Source organism: Pseudomonas sputi (genome assembly GCF_021603585.1).
GTDB classification, from domain to species: domain Bacteria; phylum Pseudomonadota; class Gammaproteobacteria; order Pseudomonadales; family Pseudomonadaceae; genus Aquipseudomonas; species Aquipseudomonas sputi.
Window position 1 is genome coordinate 54,804 of the sequence record NZ_BQHI01000015.1, and the last position, 17,385, is coordinate 72,188.

Annotated in this window: 18 protein-coding genes; 8 read left to right on the top strand and 10 right to left on the bottom strand. The window is 60.1% G+C overall.

Annotated elements, in window-relative coordinates:
- Positions 1 to 17: 17 nt before the first annotated feature.
- Positions 18 to 2,240 (bottom strand): polysaccharide biosynthesis tyrosine autokinase, encoded by a 2,223-nt coding sequence (locus tag L6D81_RS19690; RefSeq protein WP_236181559.1) that lies wholly within the window; start codon positions 2,238 to 2,240, stop codon positions 18 to 20.
- Positions 2,241 to 2,278: 38 nt separating this feature from the next.
- Entirely contained in the window at positions 2,279 to 2,719 is a 441-nt protein-coding gene (locus tag L6D81_RS19695; protein ID WP_236181560.1) for a low molecular weight protein-tyrosine-phosphatase, read from the bottom strand.
- A gap of 290 nt (positions 2,720 to 3,009) precedes the next feature.
- Between L6D81_RS19695 and L6D81_RS19700 the strand changes: the two genes are divergently transcribed.
- Together L6D81_RS19700 and tal are read left to right on the top strand one after the other, a co-directional pair.
- Positions 3,010 to 3,951, top strand: coding sequence for a glycosyl hydrolase family 5 (locus L6D81_RS19700; RefSeq protein ID WP_236181561.1), 942 nt, complete (start codon positions 3,010 to 3,012; stop codon positions 3,949 to 3,951).
- Between the two features lie 188 nt (positions 3,952 to 4,139).
- Positions 4,140 to 5,066, top strand: a complete 927-nt coding sequence (tal, locus tag L6D81_RS19705) for a transaldolase (protein ID WP_129973235.1) — start codon at positions 4,140 to 4,142, stop codon at positions 5,064 to 5,066.
- A 73-nt stretch (positions 5,067 to 5,139) separates the two neighbouring features.
- Here tal and rssC read toward each other — a convergent pair whose 3' ends face one another.
- The 3 genes from rssC to L6D81_RS19720 form a co-directional block, all read right to left on the bottom strand.
- A complete protein-coding gene (gene rssC / locus L6D81_RS19710) occupies positions 5,140 to 5,622 on the bottom strand; it encodes an anti-sigma factor antagonist RssC (protein WP_003226553.1) in 483 nt (160 codons plus the stop codon).
- Positions 5,622 to 6,803: a two-component system response regulator RssB gene (rssB, locus tag L6D81_RS19715; RefSeq protein WP_041475374.1), complete on the bottom strand. Its 1,182-nt coding sequence runs from the start codon at positions 6,801 to 6,803 to the stop codon at positions 5,622 to 5,624. The genes rssC and rssB overlap by 1 nt, the downstream gene beginning before the upstream one ends.
- A 322-nt stretch (positions 6,804 to 7,125) precedes the next feature.
- Positions 7,126 to 7,815 carry an MlaA family lipoprotein gene (locus L6D81_RS19720; protein ID WP_236181562.1) on the bottom strand — a complete coding sequence of 230 codons (690 nt, stop codon included), beginning with the start codon at positions 7,813 to 7,815 and terminating at the stop codon, positions 7,126 to 7,128.
- 185 nt (positions 7,816 to 8,000) lie between these two features.
- On the opposite strand from L6D81_RS19720, the gene L6D81_RS19725 reads away from it, so the two are divergent.
- On the top strand, positions 8,001 to 8,621 hold the full coding sequence (locus tag L6D81_RS19725; protein ID WP_236181563.1) for an HAD superfamily inactivated hydrolase PcrP: 621 nt from the start codon (positions 8,001 to 8,003) through the stop codon (positions 8,619 to 8,621).
- Between the two features lie 108 nt (positions 8,622 to 8,729).
- On the top strand, positions 8,730 to 8,993 hold the full coding sequence (locus L6D81_RS19730; RefSeq protein WP_179694268.1) for a DUF4404 family protein: 264 nt from the start codon (positions 8,730 to 8,732) through the stop codon (positions 8,991 to 8,993).
- A gap of 64 nt (positions 8,994 to 9,057) precedes the next feature.
- Here L6D81_RS19730 and queF read toward each other — a convergent pair whose 3' ends face one another.
- Together queF and copI are read right to left on the bottom strand one after the other, a co-directional pair.
- The gene (gene queF / locus L6D81_RS19735; RefSeq protein WP_236181564.1) at positions 9,058 to 9,888 is read right to left on the bottom strand and encodes an NADPH-dependent 7-cyano-7-deazaguanine reductase QueF; all 831 of its coding nucleotides are present in this window, start codon (positions 9,886 to 9,888) and stop codon (positions 9,058 to 9,060) included.
- A 61-nt stretch (positions 9,889 to 9,949) separates the two neighbouring features.
- Positions 9,950 to 10,483, bottom strand: coding sequence for a copper-resistant cuproprotein CopI (gene copI / locus L6D81_RS19740; RefSeq protein ID WP_236181565.1), 534 nt, complete (start codon positions 10,481 to 10,483; stop codon positions 9,950 to 9,952).
- 154 nt (positions 10,484 to 10,637) lie between these two features.
- On the opposite strand from copI, the gene L6D81_RS19745 reads away from it, so the two are divergent.
- Complete coding sequence (locus tag L6D81_RS19745) at positions 10,638 to 11,318, top strand: heavy metal response regulator transcription factor (protein ID WP_236181566.1); 681 nt, start codon at positions 10,638 to 10,640, stop codon at positions 11,316 to 11,318.
- Positions 11,318 to 12,658, top strand: coding sequence for a heavy metal sensor histidine kinase (locus L6D81_RS19750; protein WP_236181567.1), 1,341 nt, complete (start codon positions 11,318 to 11,320; stop codon positions 12,656 to 12,658). The genes L6D81_RS19745 and L6D81_RS19750 overlap by 1 nt, the downstream gene beginning before the upstream one ends.
- 30 nt (positions 12,659 to 12,688) lie before the next feature.
- On the opposite strand, the gene L6D81_RS19755 is transcribed toward L6D81_RS19750, so the two are convergent.
- From L6D81_RS19755 to L6D81_RS19765, 3 genes are all read right to left on the bottom strand, one after another.
- Positions 12,689 to 13,933, bottom strand: a complete 1,245-nt coding sequence (locus L6D81_RS19755) for a lipoprotein-releasing ABC transporter permease subunit (protein ID WP_236181568.1) — start codon at positions 13,931 to 13,933, stop codon at positions 12,689 to 12,691.
- Positions 13,934 to 13,996: 63 nt separating this feature from the next.
- Positions 13,997 to 14,680: a lipoprotein-releasing ABC transporter ATP-binding protein LolD gene (gene lolD / locus L6D81_RS19760; RefSeq protein WP_178081301.1), complete on the bottom strand. Its 684-nt coding sequence runs from the start codon at positions 14,678 to 14,680 to the stop codon at positions 13,997 to 13,999.
- Positions 14,681 to 14,687: 7 nt separating this feature from the next.
- On the bottom strand, positions 14,688 to 15,938 hold the full coding sequence (locus L6D81_RS19765) for a lipoprotein-releasing ABC transporter permease subunit (RefSeq protein WP_011335182.1): 1,251 nt from the start codon (positions 15,936 to 15,938) through the stop codon (positions 14,688 to 14,690).
- A gap of 94 nt (positions 15,939 to 16,032) precedes the next feature.
- Here L6D81_RS19765 and L6D81_RS19770 point away from each other — a divergent pair, with 94 nt between their 5' ends.
- Together L6D81_RS19770 and L6D81_RS19775 are read left to right on the top strand one after the other, a co-directional pair.
- Entirely contained in the window at positions 16,033 to 16,614 is a 582-nt protein-coding gene (locus L6D81_RS19770) for a PilZ domain-containing protein (protein WP_236181569.1), read from the top strand.
- A gap of 13 nt (positions 16,615 to 16,627) precedes the next feature.
- Positions 16,628 to 17,350, top strand: coding sequence for a glycerophosphodiester phosphodiesterase (locus L6D81_RS19775; protein WP_064381085.1), 723 nt, complete (start codon positions 16,628 to 16,630; stop codon positions 17,348 to 17,350).
- Positions 17,351 to 17,385 lie beyond the last annotated feature (35 nt).

Sequence of the window (17,385 nt, forward strand, 5' to 3'; positions counted from 1 at the left end):
AGGACCGTCGCTGAATTTCAGGACTGGTCGGACGCGTATTCGTAGTTGTAATAGCTGCCGTTGCCGTAATAGCTGGCCGCGCGCTTCTCGACGCCGTTGAACACCGCGCCTTTCAACTCAATACCGTTCTGGGCGAAACGCCGAATCGTCATCTCGATCTCTTTGGCCGGATTCACCCCGAACCGCGCGACGATCAGGCTGATGCCGGCCTCGCGACCGACAATCGCCGCATCGGTCACCGCCAGCAGCGGTGGCGTGTCGATGATCACCACGTCATAGCGCTCGCTGAGTTGCGCCAGCAGGTCGCGGAAATTGGCGTGCATCAACAGCTCGGAAGGGTTGGGCGGAACCTGACCACGGCTGATGAAATGCAGGTTGTCGACCTCGACCTTGTTGATCGCCTGATCGAGGGTGCAGCGCTTGACCAGCAGATCCGACAAGCCGTTGGTGATCGGCGTGTTCAGCGTTTTGTGCAGATGCCCCTTGCGCATGTCGGCGTCGATCAGCACCACGCGCTGCCCGCTCTGCGCCATGACCGCTGCGAGGTTGGAAGAGACGAAGGTCTTGCCGACCTGCGGGCTCGGGCCGGAAATCATGATGCGGTTGTTGGTCGAATCCAGCGCCGCGAAGTGCAGGCAGGTACGCAGGCTGCGGATCGATTCGATGGACAGGTCCGTCGGGTTGCGCAGGGCCAGCAGATACGCCGGCGTGTCCGCCGCGACTTTGGCCCGGACTTTCTTGCTGTCCTCTTCCTGTTGCAGGGCGCTGTAGGGAATCGAAGCGTAGACCGGCAAGCCGAGCTGCTCGATGCCTTCCGGCCCTTCCAGCCCCTTGCTCAGGGATTTGCGCAACAGCACCAGCGCCACGCCGACGAAGGCGCCGAGGAAGGTGGCGATCAACACGATCAGGGCTTTTTTCGGTTTGACCGGGCTGGTCAGATCGACATCCGCCGTATCCACCAGGCGCACGTTGCCGACAGCGCCGGCGCGGACGATGTCCAGCTCCTGGGATTTGTTCAGCAACTGGGTGTAGATCTGCGAGGCGACTTCGACATCGCGGGTCAGGTTGAGCAGTTCCTGTTGTGTGGCCGGCAGGTCCTGAACCTTGCCTTCCAGCGAACGCTGTTGCTGGGTCAATTCGCCAATCTGGGTCATCAGCGCGCGGTAGGCCGGGTGCTGTTTGGTGAACTTGCGGTCCATCTCCGCCTGTTGCAGTTTCAGCTCGGAAATCCGCGTTTCAAGCGCCACGGACTGACCGAGCACCGATTGGGTTTCCAGCGAGATGTTCACCGTTTTGCCGTGGGTCTGGTAGGCGTTGAGCGCGTCGCTGGCCTTGGCCAGATCGCGCTTGACCTGCGGTAACTGGCTTTGCAGGAACGCCAGGCTCTGCGCCGCTTCGGCCGAGGTGCGGCGCACGTTTTGATCCACGTACAGCGCGGCGATCTTGTTGAGGATCTTCACCGCTTCGGCCGCGTCGCTGCTGGCCAGGGCCAGACGGATGATCCCCGACTCCTTGCCTTGCTCGGAGATGTCCAGCGCGTCCTGATAGCCCTGAATGGTCACGATCCGTGGATAGCGCACCACTTCGAAACGGGTCCCGGGGTTGGCCAGCAGTTGCTCAACCCGCCCTTCTACACCGTCCTGCGCAAAAGCTTCGCCCGCCACACCGTCGACCAGCAGGTTGTCGTTGTCGTCCAACAGCTGGAAACGATGTTGTTCGCCGGCGATCAACGTGAGTTTCTTGCCCAGCAGTTCTTTGGGCAGATTGAGCTTTGCAAACTCCAGACGCTCACCGCCCCAGGCGTAGCTGCTCAGGCCGAAACGCGGCGGTGCGACGCTGAGTTCGGTCTCACCGCGAAAGCGACGAGCAAGAAAACCGCCAATCAGCGGGAAGGTGTTGGGGGTGACGTCGATGTCCAGGCGCAGATCGTCGACCGTTTTGCCGATCACCGCGCGGGATTTGATGATGCCGATTTCGGTCACCGACGGCGATTGCCCGCCGAGCATGCTGTTGAGGTCGGAAAAACCGAGCATGTCGTTCTTTTTCGGTTCGACCTGCACCAGTGCGTTGGCCAGATACACCGGCGTGGCCAAAATCGCATAGGCCACACCGGTCATCATGAACGCGCCGGTGAACGCACCGATCAACCATTTCTGATCGATCAGGCTGCCGAAGATGCCGAGAAGATCAATACTGTCTTGATCGTTGTCGCGGGTGCCGATTACTGACGGTAACTGCATAAGTCTTTCTTACCATTCACTGAACTGAAGAATATTCATCAACGCGCCAAGCGTTGCGCCCATGAGCTGACAGCATCTTCAATCAATGCATGGGCATGAATAAAAGCGGCCTGCCCCTGACGATACGGGTCCTGTATTTCTCGTTCGCTCTGCCACTTGCCCAGCAGAAACACTTTGCCCCTGGCGTGAGAGGCAATCTTCAGTACTTGATTAACATGTTGTTTTTCCATCACCAGAATCAGGTCTGATTCATTGACGATGTCCGCTGTCAGTTGCCGTGCCTTGAACCCTTCGGCACTGTGCCCGCGCTCTTCCAGCACCTGGCACGCGGTCGACTCCATGGCTTCGCCGACCCGCGCAGACAGGCCTGCGGAGGTCACGCTGATCGCCGAGGGTGCCAATGCATTGCGCAACAGAAGTTCCGCTGTCGGACTTCGGCAGATATTGCCTACGCAAACGACAAGAATCTTTTTGAACAAGGTTTACTTTCCCGTGTAATGTCAATCGGCCAACATGCCTTGCCAATTCGAATGAACCCGCAAGACCTTCCTTCACTCGGAAATAGATTCACCCTTAATACCGGTGCATTAAGTACCACGGCCATTAAAAGTCCCCCAACCAGAATTACCGGACTAAAAATAACTGTGATTTTCAGGCGAGCGTTTTCCGACAAAAAATAACATTCGTGCACTTAGTATCTTTATCGTCCTCAAAACCTGTGTAACGAGATAACTATTCGCTAGATGTCATTCTCATCAGGAGAGCCGACATGAAATCAGCACATCTCAAATATCTGGGTACCGCCTTGTTGATGCTCAGTGCTACCGCTCAAGTTCAGGCCAGTGCGTTGTTCCCGTCCTTGCCCGGCAGAACCATCGGTGTGCAGGTCAAGATCCAGAACTTCACCCCGGCCGACGCCGAGCAGATCAAAGCGGCCGGATTCAGTTTCGTGCGCTTCGGCGTGTGGAGCGACAGCCTCGGCGCCAAGGCCTACCAGAAACAGATCAGCGATGCCTTTGCGACGGCGCGGTCCGCCGGTTTGCCGGTGCTGATGACCGTACGCGCCACCAAACCGTTGACCGGTGACCTGGCGAGCGCCGGTGAAGCCTTCGCCAACGCGGTGACCGGTCTGGAGCAAGCCTGGAGCACGCAACTGTTGGGCATCGAAATCTGGAACGAGCCGGACCTCGACACCTACTGGCCCACCGGAGACTTCAAAAACACTTTCGTGCCGTTCATGACGGCCATGTGCAAGACGCTGCAGGGCAAACCGCAATCGACGCCTCTGGTGGGCTTCGGTTTTGCCCGCCCACCGACGGCCGGTTCCGCCTCGACCGTGGCCCTCAACAGCATCCTCGGCACGTATCCCCAGTGCCTGGACGCCATTTCCTACCACCCTTACGGCATGACGGCGACGCAGATCAGCAACGCGCAGACCTTCATCCAGCAAAACTTCCGTCTGCCGGGCGTCATCAGTGAATGGGGCATCTCGGCGCTCGCCTCCAACGGTGGGCCGGAAGGGCAAGCCAGTAAAATCTCTGCGTTCATCGCCGATGTTAAAAAACTCAACATTCCGCTGACGTCGATTTATGAATGGAAGAACAGCGAGTCGGGCAGCAACGACCGGGAGAAGAATTTCGGCCTGCTGACCTCCGACGGCCAGCCCAAACCGGCCCAAACGGCGGCCTCGATTCATTTGAACGCCGATTAAGGGGTGCAGCGGGTCAGTTGCTTTGAACCTGTGGTTCTTTTTGGCATCGTATTGATCGATAACGCACCCCGCCTTTCAAACAGCCGTTTTCAGGTTGTTGCCGCCGGGGCGCTCGATACGCCGACATGCCCTTGAGTGGCTGTCGGCGCTCGGGTAATGTCACCAGACCCATAGGACAGAGCACGCTCATGACTTCCAAGCTGGAACAACTCAAACAGTTCACCACCGTCGTGGCCGACACCGGCGACTTCGAAGCGATTGCCCGGGTCAAACCGGTCGACGCTACCACCAACCCTTCCCTGCTGCTCAAGGCAGCCGCCATCCCGGCCTACGCCGAACTGCTGAACGCCAGTGTCGGCGACTGCAAGGGCGATGTCGGCCTGGCCAGCGACCGTTTCGGCGTCGCGGTCGGCCAGGAAATCCTCAAGGTCATTCCGGGGCGCATTTCCACTGAAGTGGATGCGCGTCTGTCGTTCGACCAGGACGCGGTGCTCAAACGCGCCCACCGCCTGATCGAGCTGTATGACAAGGCCGGCGTCGGCCGTGACCGCGTACTGATCAAGATCGCTTCGACCTGGGAAGGCATCCGCGCCGCCGAGATCCTCGAGAAGGAAGGCATCCAGACCAACCTGACCCTGCTCTTCTCCTTCGCTCAGGCCGCTGCCTGCGCCGATGCCGGCGTATTCCTGATCTCGCCGTTCGTGGGCCGCATCTACGACTGGTACAAGAAGGCCAACGGCAACGACTACACCGGTGCCGATGATCCGGGCGTGCAGTCCGTGACACGCATCTACAACTACTACAAGGCCAATGACTACAAGACCGTGGTCATGGGTGCGAGCTTCCGTAACCTCAGCCAGATCGAACAACTGGCCGGCTGCGATCGCCTGACCATCAGCCCGGATCTGATCGAGAAACTGGCGGCCGACACCGGCAAGCTGGAACGCAAGCTCGCTCCGGGCCATGCCGGCGAAGCGCGCCTGAGCCTCAACGAAGCACAATTTCGCTGGTTGTCCAACGAGGACGCGATGGCCACCGAGAAACTGGCTGAAGGCATCCGTCAGTTTGCCCGCGACCAGGAAAAACTCGAGGCGCTGCTGCAAGCCAAGCTGTAATCGGTCAAGCACAAACGCAAAAAGGGCGAACCCTCACAGGTTCGCCCTTTTTTGTGCCTCGCGGACTGGCTGATCAGTGCCGTTCGAGGGCATTGACCAGGTCATGGAAGGCTTCGCGGTTGGAGTCATTCAGGCCCATGAGGATCTTGTGCGCTTCGAGCACCTTGATCCGCACCACCTCTTCGGATTGATCCTGATCCGGCAGGTCATCGAGGCATTCCGGGCACGGCACGGGATGGTTGACGATATTGAACACCTGCTCGAAACCCATCGACTGCAACAGACGGGTGATGTCCTCGTGGGTGGTGACCACGGTCGGCAGCAGGCCGACCTTCTGCCGCGACAGGATCGACAGCTTGGCCAGCAGGCCCAGCGTGGTGCTGTCGATGCTGCGGGTTTCGGTCAAATCGATCACGATCGCGTTGAAATTCAGCGCGGTGAAGATTTTTTCAATAGTCGCATCCAACGCCGAACACAGGGTCAGGCGAACTTCACCGACGAACTTCAGGACGAAGGTGCCGTCCTGCTCGGCGAACTGGATTCTACCGGTACTCATCAAAGATTCCTGCTCAACACCAACAGGGCGATATCATCCGGCATCTCCCCTAGCGTGGCCAATCCAAAAACCTGCCGCAGACCATCCAGGCTGCCGCCCGCCGACTTCACCTTTTGCGGTAAAGCGGCTTCTTTCTCTTTGAGTGTGGGCTCTGGCAAAAGATCCAGAATGCCATCAGACATCAGCGTCAGGCTGAACGTCGGTGGCAGCTCAAGCACGTGGTCTTCGTAGGTGGCTTCGTTGAAAAGCCCCACCGGCAGACCGCGCCCCTCGAGGTAGCGAACACTGTCAGGCGTGTACAACACAGGCAACGGCAGATGGCCGCCGATGCTATAGGTCAACAAACCGGTCTCCTCGTCGATGACTCCACCGACCATTGTGACGTGTTTACCCAGCTTACAACTGATCAGCCCGCGGTTGATATGACCGAGAACTTCCGAAGGCTTGAATTCCGGCAGCGTGCCATTGCGCTTGGATTCGAACAGCAAGCGCGTGGTCATGAACTTCAACAGAACGGTGACGAACGCCGAAGAGGCGCCATGACCGGAAACGTCCGCCAGGTAGAACGCCACCCGGCGCTCGTCGACCCGGAAGTAGTCGACAAAATCACCCGACAGGTACAGCGACGGGATGATCTGGTGCGCGAACCTGAATTCATCGATGGCCCACGGACTTTCCGGCAGCATGTTCATCTGCACCTGGCGACCGGCATTCTGGTCTTCCTGGAGCAGGTTCAGACTGGCTTCGAGTTCGCGGTTGGCCTTTTCCAGTTTCTCGCGGTAGCGCTGGTTTTCCAGCAGCAGGCGCGCACGATCCAGGGCCCGGCGCACGGAGTGCTCGAGCACGGCCAGATCTTCGAGAGGCTTGATCAGGTAATCCGCCGCACCCAGGCGCAGGGCCTCGACTGCGTCGTTCATCACGCCGGCGCCCGAGACCACGATCACCGGTGTCTGCGGCGACCGCTCAGTGACCTGACGGATGAGTTCGAGACCGCCCATCTGCGGCATGCGCAGATCGCAGATGACCAAGTCGGGCGTGTCTTGCTCGAATACCTGAAGACCCTGCTGACCGTTACTGGCCTGCAAGACGCTGAAACCACTGTCTTCCAAATAGGCCGCGAGGCTCGCGCGCACTACTTCGTCATCATCGATTATCAGCAGCGTGGCACTGGTTTTTGGCATGTGGGCAAACGGCGCCAGAATTAGGTTGGCGTAGCAGGCGGGGCAACGGCCCGGCGCAGACTACTGGATTCGCTTTCTAGCCTCTCTGCTGCACCGCTTCGGAGCATTTGCCCCGCACACGGTTGCACCAGAGGTGCCCTTCTAAGGCGCAGACGGTACTCCCATCCTTCGAGCGTTTCAAGCATGCGCCGATGCTCGCTTGGAGACTTTGTTTGTCAAATCACTCGCAGTTATAAGAACGGCTTCGACCGTAACCCAATCATTGGTCGCGTCCATAAAAAAGGCGACCTCGCGGTCGCCCATTTCTGCCGATCAGTCGCGATCAGAAATCGTCTTCGACCTGCCCGTCCTTGACCTTGAACTCGCGGTTCTGCAGGTAGGCGTTGCGGATGAAGGTGTACTTGTCGCCGCTGATCAGCTTCTCGCTCGACAGCAGGCTGGCGCGGGTGTCGACGATGTTCAGGCCGAAAATCGAGTTACGCACCGGCACATCGTTGATGTAGCGATACGGGCCGGTGAAGCTGTCGACGTACTTGGACGGCGCATCGCGCAGCGTGCTCGGGCCCATCAGCGGCAGCATCACGTAAGGACCGCTGCCGACGCCCCAGTAGCCGAGGGTCTGGCCGAAGTCTTCGTCGCTGCGGGTCAGGCCCATCTTGGTTCCGACGTCGAAGAAACCGAGCAGGCCGAAGGTGGTGTTGAAGATCAGGCGAGCGGTGTCGACGCCAGCGGCGGCCGGTTTGGCCTGAAGAATGTTGTTCGCCAGGTTGGTGACATCACCGACGTTGCGGAACATGTTGTGGATGCCGTCTTCCAGGAATTGCGGAGTAACAAATTCGTAGCCCTGCGCCAAAGGCTTCAGCGCATAGGTATCAACGAAATCGTTGAACTGGAAAATCGGACGGTTGACGCTTTCCCAAGGGTCTTCTTCCGTTGCGGCCTGAGCGGCGAACGGCACCAGCATCACGCTGGCACATACACAAAGCTGAGCAAGAGGATGGCTCCAGCGCATAGAAAGCTCCTTGGATAGTACGGACGCAGCACCTGGGCCGCGGCGATTAGTGCGTCAGTATAAGACGGAAACGGCGCTTTAGGCAGTTCCCCGGTGAAACCCTCTGTAGGACGCTTCGTCATTCGCCTGTCACGTAACTGTCACCGGTAACGCTTAGCCTGATCGCTATTTCAGGGATGTTTTCCATGCCTCAAGCCGAAGCCTTGCCCCTCGCGGCGCCGACGCTGACCGCCGTGCTGTTCGGACTCAGCGGCTGTCTGGTGGACTTCGGCGCGCGCGCCCGCCATCAGTCCAGCATCGGCCCGGAATACGCCTATGTCACACCCGGCGCACTCGACAGCCTGCGCAGCCTGCAGCGCCAGCAAATTCCCTGCGCCTGGCTGGATGAGTTGTCAACCGCGAGCACTCAGGTACTGGCGTCGGCGCTGCCAGACTGGATCAAACCGTCGCAACATTCAGCAACAATCAATCCCTGGCCGGCGCCACACGCCTGCTGGCAAGCGTTGATGGCATTGAATGTCCATCGCCTCGACGGTTGCGTACTGGTCAGTGGCGAACCGCGCCTGCTGCAATCGGGCCTGAATGCCGGGCTGTGGACCATTGGCCTGGCGTCCTGCGGCTCGCTGTGCGGCCTGGCGCCGAGCGAATGGCAGACCCTTGGCCAGAAGGAGCGCGAACAGCTGCGCGGCAAGGCGACGGTGCAACTGTTCGGACTGGGCGTGCATTCGGTGATCGATCATCTGGGCGAACTCGACACGTGTCTCGCGGACATCAGCCTGCGTCGTCTCAAAGGCGAAAAGCCCTGACCGGGATCATGCAGGTTGGCCAAGAGTGGATTAGTCTTAAGGAGAGCCATAGACCTTTGGCGCACGGCTGCGGTCTATGCCAGTGCCTCTCGATAAAAGGAAACAACCATGCCCGCTCAAGAACTGCAAAAACAGCTCAACGCCCTGCGCGAGCAACTGGATCAAAATCCCCCGCTGACCGAAGCCGAGCGCGCTGATCTACATGCACTGATGGAACAGATCGAACTGGAACTTGAACTGGAAACGAAGACCCAGGACTCCAGCATTGCCGATGGAGTGAATCTGGCGGTTGATCGCTTCGAACTCGAACACCCCGCCATCGCCGGCACATTGCGCAACATCATGAATTCCCTGGTCAGCATGGGCATCTGAAAACCCGCGAATGCAAAAAAGCCCTGCCATCACTGGCAGGGCTTTTTCATGTCCGTGATGCGGGTTACTGACGAACCAGACGGTGGTTCGGCAGTTGCACACTTTCAGTGCTGCGGTACGGGTTGATGTCCAGCCCGCCCCGGCGCACATAACGCGCAAACACCGTGAGTTTTTCCGGCTTCAGCAGGCGCTGCAGATCCAGGAAGATCCGCTCCACGCACTGTTCGTGGAAATCCGAGTGCTGACGGAAGCTGACGATGTATTCCAGCAGGCTGGCGTGATCCAGCGCCGCGCCACGGTACTCCACCACCACGCTGCCCCAGTCCGGCTGGCTGGTCACCGGGCAGTTGGATTTGAGCAGATGACTGTGCACGCTCTCTTCCACCACGCGTGAATCGTCGCAACGCAGCAGTTCAGGACGTGGATGTTCATAGTTGCTGACGCTGATATCCAGATCGTCGATGCATATGCCCGGCAGCGCCACAACGCCTTCGGCTTCGACGTCTTTCAGGCTGCGGACGCGCACGCCCACCGGTTTGCCGGCAGCAGCGGACAAGTCCTTCACCAGCGTCGCTTCCAGGCTCGCGATATCGGCGAACGGGGTCTGATTCAGCGAGTTCAGGTACAGCTTGAACGACTTGGATTCGATGATGTTCGGCGAATCCGCCGGAATGCAGAATTCACCGATCGCCACCACCGGTTTGCCCGACGGCAGCAGCCACGACAGTTCGAAGCAGTTCCAGAAATCCACGCCTTTATACGGCAGGGTTTCGGCGGTGAGGCCCAGCTCGGCCCATTTCGCGGTGCGCGGGATCGGGAACAGCAGGGACGGCGTGTACGTGGCGATGTATTCGCTGGATTTGCCCAGCGGCGAATGTTCGGCTGCGGGATGCATGGCGGAAACCTGACTGAAGAATCAGCGGATTCTACCAGCCTTTGCTCCCGCCTTTGAGTGCTTACTGACTGACAGTCAGTTTGCCGACCATTCCCGCCTGGTAATGCCCGGGAATGTTGCAGGCAAACTCCAGGTTCACCGCTTTGCTGAAGGTCCAGGTCAGCTCGGCGGTCTTGCCCGGCTCCACCAACACGCTGTTGGGGTCGTCATGCTTCATGCCATGCCCCATCGAGGCATGATCCATGCCCGCCATGTCGTGGGACATTGCCTTCATGCCAGTCGGCGTCAGCATGCCGCTTTGCTGCATCTGCAACATTTCCTGCTGGTGTTGTGCATGCATCGTTGCGGCGCCGAGGTTGAATTCGTGCAGCAACTGGCCTTTATTTACCAGCACAAAACGAACGGTCTCACCGGCCTTGATCTCGATCGTCTTCGGATCGAAGCTCATGTCGCCCATCACCACTTCGATGCTGCGAGTGGCCTGGGCCGCCGGGGCCGGCTGGCCAAAGTCATACGTGTGCGCAGGCGCCGCCCGGACAGGTGAACTCAACGCCAGCAAACAGGCGGCGACGGCCAGAGGATTGCGCAAAAACATAGTCGTACTCCAACAAGATAAGGTTCAGCCTGTGGGAAACTCTAGCCCGCCTGCGCTGGCAGCGACCTGACAGGCACATTACAACTTTGTCAGGTGAGCGCTCGTCGCGTTCGCCCACGGTATAACGTCCTCGTTCCCGCTACCCGAGCCGCCCATGAAACTGCTGATTGTCGAAGACCAACCCAAAACCGGCCAGTACCTGCGCCAGGGCCTGACCGAGGCCGGCTTCAACACCGAACTGGTGGCCGACGGCACCACCGGCCAGCAATTGGCGTTGAGTGGCGACTATGCGTTGCTGATCCTCGACGTGATGCTGCCCGGTCGCAATGGCTGGCAGATCCTGCAAGCGGTGCGCAGCGCCGGTCTGGAAACGCCGATTCTGTTTTTGACCGCCAAGGACACCGTTGAAGATCGGGTTCACGGCCTGGAACTGGGCGCCGACGATTATCTGGTCAAACCGTTCGCCTTTTCCGAGTTGCTGGCACGGGTGCGCAGCCTGTTGCGCCGCGGCAGTTCCGCGCCCCAGGAAACCAGCCTGCGCCTGGCCGACCTGAGCCTGGACTTGATCCGCCGCCGGGTCGAGCGCAATGGCCAACGCATCGACCTCACCGCCAAGGAGTTCGCCCTGCTGGAAATGCTCCTGCGCCGCCAGGGCGAAGTGCTGCCCAAATCGCTGATCGCCTCGCAGGTCTGGGACATGAACTTCGACAGTGACACCAACGTCATCGAAGTGGCGATTCGCCGACTGCGCCTGAAGATTGATGATGACTTCCCCAACAAGCTGATCCACACCGTGCGCGGCATGGGTTACGTCCTTGAAGAGCGTGCCGACTGATGCGCCGACTGTCCTTGAGCGGCCGGCTCGCGCTGTTGTTCGCCGGCTGCACCGCCGCGGTTTCGCTGGTAGCTGGGGTGGTGTTCAATCGGGCCAGCGAGGGCCACTTCATTGAACTCGACCAGCAACTGCTCGAAGGAAAACTGCTCAGCGTGCGTCAGACACTGCGCAGTGGCAGCGACGCCGCCCACATCACCGATGAATTGAGCCAACAGGGTGATGTCACGTTGCGCATCAGCGGCCCTGAGGGCCAGCGCTGGTTCGGGCGTTCATTGCACACCCCGGCGAATCTGCCGCAACAGCCCGGTCTGGCCACGATCAACGACAACGGCACCGACTATCGCCTGCTCAATGCCGCGCTTGAACCGGGAAAACCCGATTCCCCGCAATTGACCTTGCTGCTGGACATCACCCACCACCAGCACTTCCTGCAACGCATGCAACATCTGATCTGGCTGACCGTCGGCCTTTCGGCGCTGGCCACTGCACTGCTCGGTGCCTGGGCCGCCCGCAGCGGTCTTCGCCCGTTACGCCGTATGAGTGCGGTCGCCCGGGGGATTTCGGCGCAATCGCTGAATGCCCGACTGCCGGAAGCGCGGATGCCTGCAGAACTCTCGGAATTGGCCCACAGCTTCAACGCCATGCTCGGACGCCTCGACGATTCTTTTCAGCGGCTGTCAGCGTTCTCTGCCGACATCGCCCATGAGCTGCGCACGCCGCTGTCGAACCTGCTGACTCACACCCAGGTCACCCTGACCCGCCCTCGCCCCCTTGAAGACTACCGCGAGGCACTGCACAGCAACCTTGAAGAACTGCAATGGATGGCGCAGTTGGTGAACGACATGCTTTATCTGGCCAAGGCTGACCACGGCTTGCTGGTGCCCAAGCGTGAACCGCTGGAGCTGGCGGAAGAAGCCGATGCATTGCTGGAGTTTTTTGCGCCGCTGGCCGAAGACGCTGAGGTCAGACTGAGCCGTGACGGTGCGGGGCAGTTCGAGGGTGATCGCGCGATGTTGCGCCGGGCGCTGTCGAATCTGCTGGATAACGCCTTGCGCTTTACTCCTGCTAACGGCGAAGTGCGCATACGGGTGGCCGGGCAGGCGAAATCCTTGAGGGTGACCGTGGAGAACAGTGGCGAAGGGATTTCTGCGAAATTGTTGCCGCGCCTGTTCGACCGTTTCTACCGGGCGGATCCGGCGCGCCAGGAAGGCAGCAGCGAGCATGCGGGGTTAGGGCTGGCGATTACTCAGTCGATCATTCGGGCCCATGGCGGGCAGATTCATTGCGAATCGGATCAGGGCTGGACGCGGTTTGTGATTGAGTTGCCGAAAAACGATTGAGGCCGGCAATGCCGGCCTCAATGGGGGAACTTACGAATAGCGCAACGCGTGCGCCGGTTCGATCTTCGCCGCCCGCCAGGCCGGGTAAACGGTGGCCAGGAAGCTGAGGATGAAGCCCGCCGAGCAGATCAGCAGCACGTCGCCGCCCTGCAATTGCGATGGCAGGTTGCTGACGAAATACACGTCCGAACTGAAGATGTGTTGCCCGGTCACTCGCTCGACCCAACCCACCATTTCACTGACGTTCAGCGCGGCAATCACGCCCAGCACGCCACCGATGATGGTGCCGACGATGCCGATCACCGTGCCCTGCACCATGAAGATCGCCATGATCTGCCGTGGCGTGGCGCCGATGGTGCGCAGGATCGCAATGTCCGCGCCCTTGTCGTTCACCACCATGATCAGGGTCGCGATGATGTTGAACGCCGCCACCGCGACGATCATCAACAGCAACAGGCCGATCATGGTTTTCTCCATCTTCATCGCGTTGAACAGACTGCCCTGGGTGTGGGTCCAGTCGTCAGCCTTGAAATCGGCGCCGAGGCCAGTGGCAATGTCCGACGAAACCTTCGGCGCGGCGTACAGATCCTTCACCGCCAGACGCACGCTCTGCACCTGATTCGGTTCCCAGTGCTGCATGGTCGCGGCGTCGGAGACGTGGATCAGGCCCATGGAACCGTCAAGCTCGGCACCGACCTTGAACACGCCGACCACGTTCAAGCGCTGCATGCGCGGGGTGATGCCGCCCGGTGCGGTGCTGACTTCCGGCACGATCAGGGTAATCTTGTCGCCGACGTTGAGGCGGAAACGCCGGGCAGTGATTTCACCCAGCACTACGCCGAATTCACCAGGCTTCAAGGCATCGAGACGGCCCTGAACAATGTGCTGGGCAACGATCGACACCTTGCCTTCCTGAGCCGGGTCGACGCCGCTGATCTGGATCGGCTGCATCATGCCCTTGTAGGACAGCATGCCTTCCATCTCGGTGAACGGCACGGCGGCGGTCACTTCCGGGTTCTTCATCGCAGCGGCGGCCACTGGCTGCCAGTCGTCGATCGGCTTGACGCCGACGATGGTTGCGTGAGGAACCATGCCGAGGATGCGCGAGCTCATTTCGCGCTGGAAGCCGTTCATCACCGACAGGACCACGATCATCGCCAGCACGCCGAGGGCAAGGCCGATCATCGAGGTCATCGAAATGAACGAAACAAAGCGATTGCGGCGCTTGGCGCGGGTATAGCGCGTGCCGATAAAGATCGATAACGGTCTGAACATTCGCTGGGGCACCGTATAAAAATAAAAGACCCGACGCCTTTTCAGGCATCGGGTTTCAACGCGTCAGATTGGCGTCAGGCAGCCTTCATTGAGGTGCAGGACGCGGTCCATCTGGCGAGCCAGGTTCATGTCGTGAGTCACCACCAGAAACGCCGTGCGCATCGACGTGCTGAGCTCCAGCATCAGATCCTGAATGCCTTCGGCGGTGTGGGAGTCGAGGTTGCCGGTCGGCTCGTCGAGCATCACCAGGCCTGGATTGTTGACCAGCGCCCGGGCGATGGCCACACGTTGGCGTTCACCGCCGGACAGCTCTGCCGGTTTGTGCTCCAGGCGATGACCCAGACCAACACGCTCCAGCAACGCCGTGGCACGCTGACGCGCTTCCGGGATTGCGGTCTTGCCGATCAGCAGCGGCATGCAGACGTTTTCCAGCGCGGTGAATTCCGGCAGCAAGTGGTGGAACTGGTACACGAACCCGAGGGCACGGTTACGCAGCAGGCCACGCTTCTTCTCGCTCAGCGCCGAGAGTTCTTCACCGTCGAGCCAGACACCACCCTTGGTCGGCGTGTCGAGACCGCCCAGCAGGTTGAGCAAGGTACTTTTGCCCGAACCAGACTTTCCGACGATTGCCACTCGCTCGCCTGGATGCAACTCCAGTTGCAGGTTGGCCAGCACTTCCACCGACTCCGGGCCTTCCTCGTAGGATTTGCCCAGGTTGCGGCAGCTCAAGATTGCTTTTTCACTCATGCCCGACTCACTCATAACGTAGCGCCTCCGCCGGCTGGGTGCGCGCGGCACGCCAGGCTGGATACAGGGTGGCGAGGAAACTCAGGACCAACGCAGCGGCGCAGACCATGACCACGTCCTGGCTCTGCACCTGCGACGGCAGGTAATCGATGAAATACACGTCGGCGTTGAGGAATTTGTGTCCGATCACGCCTTCGAGGGCCGAAATCGCGGCGCTGACGTTAAGCGCGGCGAAGATCCCGACCACCGCGCCGATGGCCGTGCCGACCACGCCGATCACCGTGCCCTGGACCATGAACGTGCGCATGATCGTGCCCGGCGTTGCGCCCAGGGTGCGCAGAATGGCGATATCGCCCTTCTTGTCATTCACCACCATCACCAGCGTGGAAATGATGTTGAAAGCCGCAACAGCGACGATCAGCAGCAACAGCAGGCCGATCATGGCTTTTTCCATGCGGATCGCCTGATACAGGTTGCCGTGGGTACGGGTCCAGTCGCGGGCGTAGTAACGGTCTTCGCCGAGGCGCTGCGCGATGTTCCACGCTTCACGCGGCGCCTGGAACAGATCGTCGAACTTCAGGCGCAGGCCCTGCACCTGGTCAGGCTTCCAGCGGTGCATCTTCGCCAGATCCTGAAGGTTGGTGACGCCCAGGTAACCGTCCAGTTCGCCGGCACCGACATGGAAGATGCCGACCACGGTGAAGCGCTTCATGCGCGGGAACATTCCGGCCGGGGTCACGCTGACCTCCGGCGCGACGAACGTGATCTTGTCACCGATGCCCACACCGAGCTTGGTCGCGGCCTTGTCGCCAATCACGATGCCGAAGCTGCCCGGGGTCAAATCGTCGAGTTTGCCCTGCTTCATGAAGTTGTCGATGATCGAGACGTTGCGCTCCAGCGCCGGGTCGATGGCATTGAGCAACACCTTGGACACCTGGCCGTTATTGGTCAGCAACCCCTGCATCTGGGTGAACGGCGCAACGGCCGCCACCTGCGGGTTCTGCTTGACCTTGGCAGCCAGGCTCGGCCAGTCGTTGATGGCCTCACCGGACTCGATGGTCGCGTGGGGCACCATGCCCAGCACGCGGGTGCGCATCTCATGATCGAAACCGTTCATCACCGACAGCACCACGATCATCACGACCACGCCAAGGGCGAGCCCGATCATCGAAGTCAGGGAAATGAATGACACAAAATGATTGCGACGCTTTGCACGGGTATAACGCGTGCCGATAAATACGAAAAGAGGTCTGAACATGTCGGGGCTTGTTCGGAGGGAAAAGGAACGTCCTTGTGGCGGGGGTCGATAACCAGCTTTACACTCAGACCACCGCCGCTACCATGGGTTCGCCATGTCGACATTAGATGAAGAAGATCGCCGCGAATACTACCGTATCGAGGACACGATCGCACTGGAAATTCGGCCCCTGTCCGCTCCCGAAGCCGCAGGCCAGGAAGTGTTGCAGGATGCTTCTCCACTGTTCAACCTGCTCAGCGAATTGCACCTGAGCGAATTCGAGTCGCAGCACCTGCTGCGCCAGATCAGCGAACGCGACCGTGCCATCGCGGCGTTCCTGAAATCCCAGAACAAACGCATCGACCTGCTCAGCCAGGTGGTCGCCCTGACCGTGCTCGGCCATATCGGCGAGCCGCAACCGGTGATCATCTCCGAGGGCGGCATCGACTTTCAGCACTCGACCCCGATCGCTACCGGCGCCCACCTGTCGGTGAAACTGGTGCTGATGCCCCAGGCCCTCGGCCTGTTGCTGCGCGCCCGCGTCACCCATTGCGACCGCAAGGGCGACGGCTACGACGTCGGCACCGAGTTCGAACACCTGACCGACGCCCAGCGCCAACTGCTTGCCCGCTATATCTTGCAGAAGCAGGCCCAGGAACGACGTCTGGCCCGCGAACAGAACGAAACAGGCATTTAATTAAGGAAGAACCGTGACCCTCATCTACGGCCACCGCGGCGCCAAGGGCGAAGCACCGGAAAACACCCTGAGCAGTTTTCAGGAATGTCTCAAGCACGGCGTGCGCCGCTGCGAACTGGATCTGCACCTGTCCAAGGACGGCGAGTTGATGGTCATCCACGACCCAACCCTCAAGCGCACCACCGACCGGCGCGGCAAGGTGGTCGAGCACACCGCCGCCGAGCTGGTGACCTACGACGCGCGCAAGGGCGGTCCGGGCTGGATCAAACCATGCCCGATTCCAACGCTGGAAGAGCTGTTCGAAAAGTGTGATTTCGAGCACTGGCAGCTGGAAGTCAAAAGCGCTTCGCGCACCCGCGCCGCGACCACCGTACTGGCCATCCGTGAAATGGCGGTCAGACACGGACTGCTCGACAAGGTGACAATCACCTCGAGTTCGCGGGAAGTATTGAAGGCTGCGCTGGATCTGGTGCCCGACGTGTCACGTGGCCTGGTGGCCGAATACGCCTGGCTCGACCCGTTGAAGGTCGCACAAAGCTACGGTTGCGAGATTCTGGCGTTGAACTGGACGCTATGTACGCCGGAACGCCTGCAAAAGGCACAGCGTCAGGGACTGCATGTGTCGGTGTGGACCGTCAACGAGCCTGCGCTGATGCGCAGACTCGCCGACTTCGGCGTTGACAGCCTGATTACAGACTTTCCCGGTTTGGCCACTGCCACCCTCGGGAATGGCTGAAATCGGTCTCCCCGGCCGGCTCAGGCCACCGGCCG

Excerpts from the sequence above, each read along its gene's own strand:
- L6D81_RS19730 (WP_179694268.1), top strand. The coding sequence starts at position 8,730 with ATGCCCGCTCAAGAACTGCAAAAACAGCTCAACGCCCTGCGCGAGCAA.
- lolD (WP_178081301.1), bottom strand. The coding sequence starts at position 14,680 with ATGAGTGAAAAAGCAATCTTGAGCTGCCGCAACCTGGGCAAATCCTAC.
- L6D81_RS19690 (WP_236181559.1), bottom strand. The coding sequence starts at position 2,240 with ATGCAGTTACCGTCAGTAATCGGCACCCGCGACAACGATCAAGACAGT.
- queF (WP_236181564.1), bottom strand. The coding sequence starts at position 9,888 with ATGCATCCCGCAGCCGAACATTCGCCGCTGGGCAAATCCAGCGAATAC.
- rssC (WP_003226553.1), bottom strand. The coding sequence starts at position 5,622 with ATGAGTACCGGTAGAATCCAGTTCGCCGAGCAGGACGGCACCTTCGTC.
- L6D81_RS19750 (WP_236181567.1), top strand. The coding sequence starts at position 11,318 with ATGCGCCGACTGTCCTTGAGCGGCCGGCTCGCGCTGTTGTTCGCCGGC.
- tal (WP_129973235.1), top strand. The coding sequence starts at position 4,140 with ATGACTTCCAAGCTGGAACAACTCAAACAGTTCACCACCGTCGTGGCC.
- L6D81_RS19765 (WP_011335182.1), bottom strand. The coding sequence starts at position 15,938 with ATGTTCAGACCTCTTTTCGTATTTATCGGCACGCGTTATACCCGTGCA.
- copI (WP_236181565.1), bottom strand. The coding sequence starts at position 10,483 with ATGTTTTTGCGCAATCCTCTGGCCGTCGCCGCCTGTTTGCTGGCGTTG.
- L6D81_RS19700 (WP_236181561.1), top strand. The coding sequence starts at position 3,010 with ATGAAATCAGCACATCTCAAATATCTGGGTACCGCCTTGTTGATGCTC.
- rssB (WP_041475374.1), bottom strand. The coding sequence starts at position 6,803 with ATGCCAAAAACCAGTGCCACGCTGCTGATAATCGATGATGACGAAGTA.
- L6D81_RS19755 (WP_236181568.1), bottom strand. The coding sequence starts at position 13,933 with ATGTTCAGACCGTTATCGATCTTTATCGGCACGCGCTATACCCGCGCC.
- L6D81_RS19725 (WP_236181563.1), top strand. The coding sequence starts at position 8,001 with ATGCCTCAAGCCGAAGCCTTGCCCCTCGCGGCGCCGACGCTGACCGCC.
- L6D81_RS19745 (WP_236181566.1), top strand. The coding sequence starts at position 10,638 with ATGAAACTGCTGATTGTCGAAGACCAACCCAAAACCGGCCAGTACCTG.
- L6D81_RS19720 (WP_236181562.1), bottom strand. The coding sequence starts at position 7,815 with ATGCGCTGGAGCCATCCTCTTGCTCAGCTTTGTGTATGTGCCAGCGTG.
- L6D81_RS19770 (WP_236181569.1), top strand. The coding sequence starts at position 16,033 with ATGTCGACATTAGATGAAGAAGATCGCCGCGAATACTACCGTATCGAG.